We start from the raw sequence: 11,434 nt of genomic DNA on the forward strand, positions 1-11,434 counted from the left end.
GACTGGCACACGCAGTGATGGCCCCAGCCTCGCGGCGGCGAGCCTGCCACGGAGGGCGCCAGGAGTTCCGGCGGACCGCGTATAGAGTTTTCGCGTGCACACTAGGTCAGCGTGGCGGAGGCTAGGCGCACTCACTGCGCGCTTATCCCCGCCACGCCCGCGACGCCTTCGGGGGTCGATTCGTCGCTCTGAATCTTTGCGGCATTGTCGACTACACCTGAGATTGCTCGATGACGAGATTAGCTCGACGTTGTCCAGATGTTTTGCCATATCACCCCACTGTCTCAGTTAAGACAGATGGATGTGTCGCAGCCGCCAGCTACCGTTGTCGCTGGTCCAAACCATCGTGAACGGCGCCCGAAGCTCAGTAGACGGCTTGTCCTTCGGGCCCACGAGCTAACACGTACGCCCGTTACGACTGCAGTGCTACCGAGGCGTTGCACGTTCACGTCTTCGGCGCGGAGCTTGATCACCGCATCCGAATTGAACAGCGCCTCAAATGCCGCAGGCTTCAGGATGTGAACCGAAGGTGCCGACGGGCCGATCTCGGTGAATCCGGCAGCAGGGATGTAGCGAAGGACGCCAGCCAGATCCCGTGCAGTCATCCGCGCGTAGAGGTCAACCGCAGTAGCAGCGATATCGGCAGCAGCGACCTCCTTGCCTATCGTCGAGGCCGCCCGTGCCGCGGCCAACACGACGCCGGTGTCGCGCCGAGAGATGGCCGCGTTCACTTGGCGACCTCAAAGCCTACGGCCCTTAGCGCAGCAACAGCCACGTCGTGGTCTTGCTGGGCATTGCCGCCGGAGATGCCAATGCCACCGACCACACGACCGCCCACCACGATGGGAACGCCGCCACCCACAGCCATGACGCGCGGATGGTTGGCCAGCGGGGCCGTGGCCGGCTGAGCGACAACCTGGTTCCAGGTCATCGTGTCCAGACCGAAGGACGCGGCAGTCCAAGCCTTGTTGATCGCCACTTCGGCGGCCAGGAACGGCGTGGCATCGGCGCGCTCGAAGGCGATCAGGTGGCCGCCGTCGTCGGTGACCGCAATGGCCAGGTTCAGACCGATCTTGGTGGCCGCGTCGCGCGCAGCGATGGCCAGGGCCAGCGAGCTGTCGCGGGTGATGGAAGCCTTGGTTTGAACTTGGGTGGCGTTGCTTTGAGACATGGCGAATTTCCTTGAGATGAAGTTGACGGAGGAGTGCAACAATCGAAATGGTGCGTTTGGGTGCTCGTCGGACTGCAGATCAGAAGCCTTCGAGCACGATCTTGCCCACGGCCTTGCCGCTTTCGATCAGCGCATGCGCGCGGGCCAGGTTTTCCGCGTTGATGCGGCCAAAGACGGCGTTGGCGGTCGTCTTGACGCGGCCGGAGTCGACCAGCTCGGCCACGCGCCGCAGCAGCACGCCCTGCTCTTGCATGTCAGGCGTCTCGAACATCGAGCGCGTGAACATCAACTCCCAGTGCAGCGAGAGCGATTTGCTCTTGAGCGCGATCGGATCCAGCCCTTCCATGTCGTCGATGACGGCCAGCGCGCCCTGCGGCTTCAGGCTTTGGATGATCTCTTGGTAGTGCGTGCCGGTCTGCGTGAGCGAGGCCACATAGTCGACTTGCTCGATGCCGGCCGAGCGCAGCGCCTGCGACAGCGGCTTGGAGTGATCGATGACCGCGTGCGCGCCCAGCTCCAGGCACCATTCCCGCGACTCTGCTCGCGACGCCGTGGCGATCACGCGCAGCTTGGTCAGCTGCCGGGCCAGCTGAATCAGGATCGAGCCCACGCCGCCAGCGCCGCCCACGACCATCAACGTCTGGCCTTCGCCACCGCCTTGGGCGATGCGCAGCCGATCGAACAGCAGCTCCCATGCGGTAATGGCCGTCAGCGGCAGCGCCGCGGCTTGCGCATCCGAAAGCGACTTGGGCGCCTTGGAGACGATGCGCGCATCCACTGAATGCAGCTCGCTGTTGGCTCCCGGGCGCTTGATCGAGCCGGCGTACCAGACGCGGTCGCCGACCGCAAAGCCAGTGGCCTGCGCACCAACGGCCTCGACCACGCCCACGGTATCCCAGCCGAGCACCTTGACCCCGCCCGCGGCCGGCGCACTGCTGGCGCGGACCTTGGTGTCGACCGGATTGACCGAGACCGCGTGCACGCGCACCAGCAGGTCACGCGGCCCAGGCACCGGCACGGGCAGCTCCACGTCCTCAAGCGCCTTGGGCGCGTTGATCGGCAGATTCTTGCGATAGCCAACAGCTTTCATGGCACCTTTCCTTCCAGCGTTGAAGTGATGTCGAGGGAAGGCAATGTAGGTAATATTGCGGCGCTTGATAAGGTGGCCTTTCGATGTTTCACTTTCAAACCAGAATTGAAAATATCGCCGACCTCCAGGTGCTGCTGCACACGGTCGGCGGAGGATCATTGACGGCAGCGGCTCGGGCGCTCGGCATCACGCCAGCGGCGGCCAGCGCGACGCTCAAGCGGCTCGAGACGCAGTTGGGTACGCGGCTCTTTGAACGCTCCACACGTGCAATGCGGCTTACGCCGCCGGGTCAAATCCTTCTGGAGTACGCCCAGCGCGCGTTCGAACTGCTTGCAGAGGGGGAATCCCAGCTCGATGCCGAACGCGGCGCACTGGTGGGCACCGTGCGTGTCTCTGCACCGTCGGACCTTGCTCGAACCGTGCTGATGCCAATGTTTGACGAGTTCCTGCAGCTTCACCCCGGCGTGAAGCTGGCGCTCAATGTCGGCGACCGCGTGCTCGACGTGCTACGAGACGAGGTGGACCTGGCTATCCGGTACGGCGAGTTGAGCGACTCCCGCCTCGTGGCTCGTCCACTTTCGCTTGCGCATCCTGTCCTCAGCGCTTCTCCCAACTATTTGAGCCGACACGGTACGCCGCGTACACCAACCGATTTGGTGGACCACAACTGCATCTCTTTCATGCGCGGCGGGCGCACGTTCAGTTCCTGGCGCTTCGGCCAGAACGGCCAATGGGCCACGGTAAGGGTCAGTGGCGACCGGGTCGTGGATGACGCCTCGCTGGCACGCGAATGGGCGGTTTCGGGGGCCGGAATCATCTTCATGACGGAGATCGAACAACGGCGCGATCTGCAAAGCGGCAATCTGGTGCGGCTGCTGACCGAATGGGAGACAGATCCGTATCCGTTGCATGCACTCTTACCTAGCGGGCGCTTCGTTCCCAGTCGCATTCGCGCACTCGTGGACTTCATCGCTGGGCGCTTTGCTGAAATGCGCCTTTCAAACGCGGGGCGCTGAAGACAACAGAAGTTACTGACGCTGCATGTTTGCGAGATATTTCGGGCCACTGGCTTTGTAAAAGCCAGAATGTCGTTTCTAGACTCCTGCTTTTTTCGGAGACCAGAAATCGGCACAGGCAGCGTTGTCGACAAACTCCACTGGGCGTCCAGCCTATAGGATGCAAAGTCCTGCCTAAGCCCCGAACGTGTGGAAGTACATGTAAAAACAAAGATTGAAAAGGTGGCGGTGCAGATTCAAAGATGAATTGAAAGTCGCAGTGGATCGTCATGCGTGCATGGCTGCAAATGCAACACATCGTCGCCAGCTTCTTTCATGCATCAACATGCATATGCGAAATCATGAGGCTTTCGCTGTTTGGTAATGCCGCGCCAGACGATGATTGCTAAGCGCTGCCATCTCACTTACCGGACCGTGCTCGAACACCCGGTCGCCGGCCTGATTTACCTGATGCCTTCTTGACACTGTTACTCAGCGGTTTCGTCAGGATGGCGCTCGCGATAACGTGGAAGAGGTGGTCGGCCCGCGATGCGAAGGAGGGTTGGCCGGCGAGCCAACCGAGCGCCGACATCATGGCGAACAGATCCTCCCCATCCATGTCGGCACGCGCGGTTCCTTCGGCCTGGGCACGCAGCAGCAATCGCGCGCCCACGGCGTGCACCGCGGCGCATGAGGTGTAAAGCGCGGAGTTCGGGTCCGCGTGCGCGCTCGCCATCAAGTCGACAACGCCGCGGTAGCTTTGCACGAATGCCACTCCTTCCCGGAACCAGGATACGAGCGCTTCATCCGGTGACTTCGACGTTTCGAGTTCGTCCGCCTGCTGCGTCAGCGCGTCCAGGTTCGAACACATCAGCGCTTCGAACAACGCTTCTCTCGTCGGGAAATGACGAAGCAGTGTGGCCAGGCCGACGTCGGCCCGGCGAGCGATATCCCGCATGGACGCGTCGACACCGTGCTCGGTGACGACCTCGCGCGCTACGGCAAGCAGGTGACTGTAATTTTTTCTGGCATCGGCTCGCATGGTTTGCCTTGACAAATGGATCAGTGCTCCATATATTTGGACCACTGATCCGATTATATGGATCAGCGATCCACAAGATACAGCGCACCGGTATAAATGGAAACAAGGGCGCTGTTCCGACACGACGAAAGGCGAAAAATCATGGGAAAGCTTGAAGGTAAGGTGGCAGTGATTACGGGCGGATCGAGCGGCATGGCGTTGGCAAGCGCCAAGCGGTTCGTTGAAGAAGGGGCGTACGTTTTCATTACGGGCCGGAGGCAAGCGGCGCTCGATGAGGCCGTGAAGCTCATTGGCCGGAATGTGACTGGCGTGCGCGGCGACGCGGCCAACCTCGACGACCTCGACCGCCTGTTTGAAACCGTCAAACGTGAAAAAGGCCGGATCGACATCCTGTTCGCAAGCGCCGGCACGGGCGAGGCCGTCCCGCTGGGCGAGATTACCGAGCAGCATTTCGATGCGACGTTCGGCCTGAATACGCGTGGCACGATGTTTACGGTTCAGAAGGCGTTGCCGCTGTTCAACGATGGCGGATCGATCTTCATGACCGGGTCGGTTGCTTCAGTGAAGGGTTTTCCTGGTTACGGCGTGTATGCGGCGAGCAAGGCGGCGTTGCGCTCATTCGCACGCACCTGGCTCAACGAGCTGAAAGGCAGAAACATCCGGGTGAATGTGCTGAGCCCGGGGCCGATCGCCACGCCGATGCAGGACCAGGTTCTCACCGAGGAGGCGAAGCAGATGTTCGAATCCTTGATCCCGCGGGGAAAGATGGGACGTCCCGAGGAAATTGCCACGGTCGCGGTGTTTCTTGCTTCCGACGATTCGAGCTTCGTCAATGGCGTGGAGTTGTCTGTCGACGGCGGTTTCTCGGCCATCTGAGGTCGCGCCTAAAAGCGCACTCCGGGAAGACGCCGGTCACACCTGGATCGTTCGGGGCAACCCATCTCAACAGGAATCGGAACGCCAACATGAATTACGCAATCGTAGGTTTCGGCGCGGTTGGCCAGGCGCTGGCCCGCATGTTCGCCCGCAAGGGCATCGACGTGGCGGTGGCAAGCCGGCATTCGCCTGAAACACTTGCGCCGCAGGCAAACGCGATCGGTTCGACGATCGTTCCCAAGACCTTGAAGGATGCGCTCGAGGCCGACATCGTGCTGCTGGCTGTGCCGTACTGGCAGCATCGGGAAGTGGCGAAGGCACGGGCGAGCTGGAAGGGCAAGATCGTCATCGACGTGACGAACACGCTCGACGATTTGGATGGCGTGCCCTCCTCGTCGGTCGTCGCCCAAGCGCTGCCCGGCGCGCAATTGGTCAAGGCGTTTAACCATCTGCCTGCCCGCGTTCTCGCGGAAGACCCGGCCATCAACGGCGGGCGACGAGTCGTGTTCCTGTCCAGCGACGATGAAAGCGCGACGGCAACGGTCGCTGCCCTGGTCGAGCAGCTCGGTTATGCGCCGGTGAATCTCGGCAAGATCGCGGAAGGCGGCCTGCTCGTGCAGGGGCGGAACGGGGCATGGGCGCCCCTGATCTTCCAGGACCTGTTCAAGAAGGCACAGTGACTGCGCAGTAGCAGCGACAGGAGCCGCCTCGGCTAACGACAGGATACGGACTATTGGTTTTTATCCTGCTTGCCGCTCAAAGGTGACAGCACCAGCACGCCTGCGTAGCCGGTTGCCAAATCGGTGTTCTCGTTGCGCCGGTAAGCGCCGTCGATCGCCGTGATGCGCAACAGCTGCGCCGGCCAGCGCTGGCTCGAAACCGTGCGGCGACCACAGCACCCCACTGCGTTGGCCCGGAACCGCCCGACGCCGCGCCCATGTCGAGTGCCGCTGCATTCACATGTCGAGTTCGGATTTCGTCATTCGTCGTCATGGCGAATGGCGCGATTCCAACGCAACGCACACCACTGTTCAGAAGACTCCCATATGGAGGCTTTGCATGGCCAGGTTCGTATTCGAATTGAACGTATCGCTGGATGGCTATATCGAGCACCAGCATTTCGGGCCGCCTGATCCCGCACTCTTTCGTCACTTCACAGAGCGCGTACGCGACCTGGCCGGCATGGTGTACGGCCGCCATATGTACGAGGTCATGCGTTATTGGGACCAAGACCATCCCGATTGGGATGCGGAAGAACGCGACTATGCAGCGACATGGCGGGGCAAACCCAAATGGGTCGTGTCGCGCACGCTGGCATCAGTCGGTCCGAACGCCACCCTGGTTGCCGATGACGTCCAAGCGTCGGTGCGAAAACTGAAGGCCGAGCTTACCGGGGAGATCGAAGTCGCCGGAGCGGATCTGGCGCGAAGCCTGGGCGATCTTGACCTGATCGACGAGTACCGACTCTACCTCCATCCCATCGTGGTGGGTCGCGGCAAGCCGTTCTTCGCTGGCCCGCGGCCGCGGCTCCGGCTTGTGTCCAGCGATATCATCGTCGAGGACGTGGTTCGATTGACGTACGTGCCTGCTTGATGGCGTGACGCGCGCCACCGGACCGGCACGAAAGCCATCACTTCTTTTGCACGTTGTTTTTTTCGGGCGCCTGACCTGAATGCTGTGCATCGCGCGCGAAGTTGTTGGTGGACTTGAATTCTTTAGCCTGCTCGACCACCGAAGTAATTTTCTTGCCGGAATAAACCGAGTGAATGGCCGCTACCGACAAAGGCTTGGGTGAGTTGTTCATACGAGCACCTGGAAAAGGACGGCTTGAACTGTCGAACATACTCCGAAACGGCCAGCCGCGCTGCCTGTTTGCTTTCGTATATCAGCCCAGCCCTGCCGGTACACCATCTGTGATGTATCATGGGTCTTTGCAAGCCGCCTGCCTCTTCCCGCGTCCCGCGCGACTTTCGTGGTTGCCCGCTTCGCTTCCTCATCTCACGCGTTAAGCATTCTCCCTTGCGGGAGTGGCGCCCTTCGCGAGCATCCATGCCGTTTCAATCGCAACCATGACTCCGCCAAGCAGGCATGCCAAAGGCAAGGCGCATTGCTCAATTTGCGATGCCGTATGCTGCCGCCTGGTGGTGGTGCTGGAAGCCGGGGACGACATTCCCGCTCATTTCACCAGCCAGCTTCCGCAAGGCCACCGTGTGATGGCCCATGCTGAAGACGGCTGGTGCGTCGCGATGGATCGCACGCACATGAATTGCAGCATTTATGAAAACCGCCCCGCCGTATGCCGGCGATTCGTGATGGGCGGCCCGTACTGCAAGGCCATTCGCTCGGAGTACGGCAAACAAGACATTGGCAACACAACGATCATTCCCAAATGAGAGGAACCCCACCATGTCCAACTATCGCCAACCCAGCACGCCTTACACCGGTTCGAGCTCGCCCAAGACGCTGACCAGCGAGCGCATCGCGGCAGACATTGCCGCTTTCAACAAAGCCGGCGGCCATATTGAAGTGCTGGGCAATACGCCGTTCCACCATAAGCCCCAAGACGCCAAGGCATCCGCCGAAGCTAGCAGCGCTGCGAAAGAGGCGGAGTCCTCTTCCGGCAAGAAGTAAGCACCCCATGCATGGAGAGCTGCATTGCGCGCAGCTCATCAGCAACATCTGATTGAAGCGAGATAAATCACTTGGCAAAGACAAACTATTCCTTTGAAAAGCGTCAGCGTGAGTTGGCGAAGAAGAAACAACAAGACGCGAAGCAGGCCAAGAAGAAAGCGGCGCGCGATAGCACTAGCCCCGGCGATACCAAGCCCGGACCGCCCGACGGCTACGTATGAATGCTTCCGGGCCCGCCGCGCCGCAGATATGGGTGGATGGCGATGCGTGCCCGAGCGTGATCAAGGCCATTCTTTTCCGCGCGGCCGAACGGGCCAGGATCCACGTCACCTTGATTGCCAACCACAGCTTGTCGCGGCCGCCATCGCGCTACATTCGCGCGCTGGTGGTTAGCGGTGGCCTGGACGAAGCCGACAATGAAATTGTCGAGCGCATGCAGCCGCGCGACCTGGTCGTCACACAGGACATTCCCCTTGCCGCGCGCGTCGTCGAGAAAGGCGGCGTGGCGATCAATCCACGCGGCGAGCGCTACACGCCTGACAACATGGCCGAACGCCTGTCGATGCGTAATTTCAGTGAAGAATTGCGCGGTGCTGGTGTTCAAACCGGTGGCCCATCGGCTTTTCACGCACGCGATCGACAGGCCTTCGCCAATCAACTTGACCGCTGGCTGGCCCAGCACGCGCCGAAAAACATCGTGTCCGGCGAATGATCTTCGGGCTGATGGAACACGCCGGTGCCATCGCTCAATCTGAAGACTATGCGATCATGCTGCATGACCGCCTTCAGCAAACTCCCGCTCAAACCCGCCTTGCTCGCCAGTGTCGAAACACTCGGCTACAGCGAGATGACGCCCATCCAGGCGCAAAGCCTTCCTGCCATGCTGGAAGGACGCGACGTCATCGCCCAGGCACAGACCGGCAGCGGCAAAACCGCTGCTTTCGGCCTGGGTTTGCTGCAGGCCCTGCAGGTGGAAACCATCCGCCTGCAAGCGCTGGTGCTGTGTCCCACGCGTGAACTGGCCGATCAGGTCAGCAAGGCCATCCGGAAACTCGCGGCCAATATTCCCAACGTCAAGCTGCTGACCTTGTGCGGCGGCATGCCGCTGGGGCCGCAACTGGCTTCGCTCACGCACGATCCGCACATCGTGGTCGGCACACCCGGCCGCGTGCAGGAGCATTTGAAGCGCGGAAGCCTGCATGGCGGCGGCATCAAGGTGCTGGTGCTGGACGAAGCCGACCGCATGCTGGACATGGGCTTCAGCGATGCCATCGACGACATCGTGGGCCGTATCGCCAAGCATCATCAGACGCTGCTTTTTTCGGCCACCTATCCGGATGGCATCCGCGAAGCAAGCCGGCGCATGCAGCACAATCCGGTCGAGGTCATCGTCGAGGCGCCGCACGATGCGCAACCTGCGATCGAACAACGTTTCATCGACGTTGAACCCGCCCGCAAACTCGACGCGCTGGCGACGCTGCTTACGGGCGAACGCGGCCAGCACGCATTAGTGTTCTGCAATATGCGGCGCGAGGTTGACAACGTGGCGAGCGAACTGGACAGCCGTGGCTTTTCCGCGCTGGCGCTGCATGGCGATATGGAACAGCGCGATCGTGACGAAGTGCTGGTGCAATTTGCCAACCGCAGCTGCGCCGTGCTGGTTGCCACCGACGTGGCCGCGCGCGGGCTCGACATCACTGCGCTGCCGCTGGTGGTCAGCTACGACGTTGCCCATGATCCTGATACGCACACCCATCGTATCGGCCGCACCGGCCGTGCCGGGCAAACCGGCTTGGCGATAACGCTATGCACGCCGCGCGAGCAACCCAAGGCACAGAACATCGAACAGGTGCTCGGCAAGCCGTTGCCATGGCATCCATTGAAGTTTTCGTCCACACACGGCAAGACATTGAACCTGGCGCCGATGAAAACGCTGGTGATCGATGCCGGCCGCCAGGACAAGCTACGCCCCGGCGACATTCTTGGCGCGTTGACCGGCAGCGCGGGATTGAGCGCGGATGATGTCGGCAAGATCGATGTTTTCGCCACTCGCGCCTACGTGGCGGTGAAGCGGATGCTGGCGAACAAGGCGTTGGAGCGTTTGCGTGCCGGGAAGATCAAAGGGCGCAACTTGCGGGTGCGTGCGCTGGGTTAGTGCTTGCTCCACGCCATCGACCGAAGGCTAGGCTGGGATGGAAATCCCGCCTGCTTTTGGCTGCTGATACTGCGATTTCATTCCAGCCTGCGTGCTGGAATTCAAAAATGTCATAAGCTCAATGCTGTTATTCCCGCGAAAGCGGGAATCCGTTTTAAGCGCGCATCAGAGCAAAATGGATTCCCGCTTTCGCGGGAATGACGGCCGTGTGGATTGCCTGCGAAGCAGCGCAAAATACGTGCTGGACAGCAGTGAGCTTTCGCTGGAATGACGGACCGGGGGATTTGGCGTAGATGTCAAAATGCCAAAGGCGCTGGATTCCAGCCTTCGCGGGAATAACGAGCAAAGATTGTGGCGAACCTTGAAATATCCGCTCCAGCCAACACCATGGAAGCCAAATCGTTAGCCAGTCAAAGAACACACTGCCGATGACGCCGGAGAATGCAGATGATGAAAATGCTTTCCTTCTTGGCAGCGAGCATGGTGCTGGGAACCTCGGCACAAGCAACCGCGCTGGCTTCGACCTCCGCCACCACCACCTATCACCGCACCCGCGTCGATGGCGTTGGCATTTTCTACCGCGAAGCCGGCCCCAAGGACGCGCCGACCATCGTGCTGTTGCACGGCTTTCCATCGTCCTCGCGGCAATTTGATGCCCTCATTCCGCTGCTCGCCACGCGCTTTCATCTGATCGCGCCGGACTACCCCAGCTTCGGCCAAAGCGATACGCCTGCTCCATCCACATACACGTATACGTTCGATCATCTGGCAAAGACGACCAACGATTTGCTGGAGCAACTCGGCGTGAATCGCTACACGCTGTATATGCATGATTACGGCGGCCCGGTCGGCTTTCGAATCATGCTGGCGCATCCGCAGCGCGTGCAGGCTCTGATCATCTCCAACGCCAACGCGTACCAGGAAGGGCTCGGTAAAAAGTGGAGCGCGATCGCGCAGTACTGGGCCGATCCCAAAGCGCATCCGGAAGTGCTGGATGCCTTCATTTCGTTCGATGCCACCGAAAAGCGCCACACGCTGGGGACCACGCATCCGGAACACTACAACCCGGATAGCTGGACGGACGAATATGCGCATCTGTCGCGCCCGGGACAACGCGAGATCCAGGGCGACCTGCTTTACGACTACCGTACCAACGTGGCCGCCTATCCGGCGTGGCAAGCATGGCTGCGGCAGCACCAGCCACCGACGCTGGTGGTCTGGGGCAAAAACGATCCATCGTTTATCGCCGCCGGAGGGGATGCGTACAGACGCGACCTGCCGAATGCCGAGATCCACCAACTGGATGCCGGCCATTTTCCGTGGGACGAAAAAGTGGACGAGATCGCTGCGCTGATCCTGGCTTTCATGGCTAGGCAGCGCTTGTAGTTTTGCGTGCTGGCGCGCTCAAACCGTGAGCGCGCTATCGACGTATCGGCCACGTTTCGCGGAGTACGTGCAGCGTTCCAGCAACAGC

General features: G+C 60.9%; 14 protein-coding genes. 10 read left to right on the forward strand and 4 right to left on the reverse strand.

Annotated features, from left to right (window positions below; all coding sequences use genetic code 11):
• Positions 1-727 precede the first annotated feature (727 nt).
• Both V7M64_RS14255 and V7M64_RS14260 read right to left on the reverse strand, forming a co-directional pair.
• Positions 728-1,171, reverse strand: a complete 444-nt coding sequence (locus V7M64_RS14255) for a heme-binding protein (RefSeq protein WP_333679945.1) — start codon at positions 1,169-1,171, stop codon at positions 728-730.
• Positions 1,172-1,250: 79 nt separating this feature from the next.
• Positions 1,251-2,261, reverse strand: coding sequence for a zinc-binding alcohol dehydrogenase family protein (locus V7M64_RS14260; protein ID WP_333679946.1), 1,011 nt, complete (start codon positions 2,259-2,261; stop codon positions 1,251-1,253).
• 83 nt (positions 2,262-2,344) lie between these two features.
• On the opposite strand from V7M64_RS14260, the gene V7M64_RS14265 reads away from it, so the two are divergent.
• Positions 2,345-3,277, forward strand: a complete 933-nt coding sequence (locus V7M64_RS14265) for a LysR family transcriptional regulator (RefSeq protein WP_333679947.1) — start codon at positions 2,345-2,347, stop codon at positions 3,275-3,277.
• Positions 3,278-3,677: 400 nt separating this feature from the next.
• Here the strand turns inward: V7M64_RS14265 and V7M64_RS14270 are convergent, their stop codons facing one another.
• Entirely contained in the window at positions 3,678-4,298 is a 621-nt protein-coding gene (locus tag V7M64_RS14270) for a TetR family transcriptional regulator (RefSeq protein ID WP_333679948.1), read from the reverse strand.
• A 141-nt stretch (positions 4,299-4,439) separates the two neighbouring features.
• On the opposite strand from V7M64_RS14270, the gene V7M64_RS14275 reads away from it, so the two are divergent.
• From V7M64_RS14275 to V7M64_RS14285, 3 genes are all read left to right on the forward strand, one after another.
• Complete coding sequence (locus tag V7M64_RS14275) at positions 4,440-5,174, forward strand: SDR family oxidoreductase (RefSeq protein ID WP_333679950.1); 735 nt, start codon at positions 4,440-4,442, stop codon at positions 5,172-5,174.
• Positions 5,171-5,854: an NADPH-dependent F420 reductase gene (locus tag V7M64_RS14280; RefSeq protein WP_333679996.1), complete on the forward strand. Its 684-nt coding sequence runs from the start codon at positions 5,171-5,173 to the stop codon at positions 5,852-5,854. Before V7M64_RS14275 ends, V7M64_RS14280 begins: the two co-directional genes overlap by 4 nt.
• A 379-nt stretch (positions 5,855-6,233) precedes the next feature.
• Positions 6,234-6,767, forward strand: a complete 534-nt coding sequence (locus V7M64_RS14285) for a dihydrofolate reductase family protein (RefSeq protein ID WP_333679952.1) — start codon at positions 6,234-6,236, stop codon at positions 6,765-6,767.
• A gap of 37 nt (positions 6,768-6,804) precedes the next feature.
• On the opposite strand, the gene V7M64_RS14290 is transcribed toward V7M64_RS14285, so the two are convergent.
• Positions 6,805-6,978: a hypothetical protein gene (locus V7M64_RS14290; protein WP_333679954.1), complete on the reverse strand. Its 174-nt coding sequence runs from the start codon at positions 6,976-6,978 to the stop codon at positions 6,805-6,807.
• A gap of 265 nt (positions 6,979-7,243) precedes the next feature.
• Between V7M64_RS14290 and V7M64_RS14295 the strand changes: the two genes are divergently transcribed.
• The 6 genes from V7M64_RS14295 (at position 7,244) to V7M64_RS14320 (ending at position 11,346) form a co-directional block, all read left to right on the forward strand.
• Positions 7,244-7,567, forward strand: a complete 324-nt coding sequence (locus tag V7M64_RS14295; protein ID WP_333679955.1) for a YkgJ family cysteine cluster protein — start codon at positions 7,244-7,246, stop codon at positions 7,565-7,567.
• Positions 7,568-7,580: 13 nt separating this feature from the next.
• A complete protein-coding gene (locus tag V7M64_RS14300; RefSeq protein WP_333679956.1) occupies positions 7,581-7,805 on the forward strand; it encodes a hypothetical protein in 225 nt (74 codons plus the stop codon).
• Positions 7,806-7,876: 71 nt separating this feature from the next.
• The gene (locus tag V7M64_RS14305; protein WP_333679957.1) at positions 7,877-8,026 is read left to right on the forward strand and encodes a hypothetical protein; all 150 of its coding nucleotides are present in this window, start codon (positions 7,877-7,879) and stop codon (positions 8,024-8,026) included.
• Positions 8,023-8,517: a YaiI/YqxD family protein gene (locus V7M64_RS14310; RefSeq protein WP_333679959.1), complete on the forward strand. Its 495-nt coding sequence runs from the start codon at positions 8,023-8,025 to the stop codon at positions 8,515-8,517. Before V7M64_RS14305 ends, V7M64_RS14310 begins: the two co-directional genes overlap by 4 nt.
• 63 nt (positions 8,518-8,580) lie before the next feature.
• Positions 8,581-9,960 carry an ATP-dependent RNA helicase DbpA gene (gene dbpA, locus V7M64_RS14315; protein WP_333679960.1) on the forward strand — a complete coding sequence of 460 codons (1,380 nt, stop codon included), beginning with the start codon at positions 8,581-8,583 and terminating at the stop codon, positions 9,958-9,960.
• A gap of 450 nt (positions 9,961-10,410) precedes the next feature.
• Positions 10,411-11,346, forward strand: a complete 936-nt coding sequence (locus tag V7M64_RS14320) for an alpha/beta hydrolase (RefSeq protein WP_333679961.1) — start codon at positions 10,411-10,413, stop codon at positions 11,344-11,346.
• Positions 11,347-11,434: the final 88 nt, after the last annotated feature.

It is taken from the genome of Dyella sp. (assembly GCF_036746095.1).
In the GTDB taxonomy this organism is placed as follows: domain Bacteria; phylum Pseudomonadota; class Gammaproteobacteria; order Xanthomonadales; family Rhodanobacteraceae; genus Dyella_B.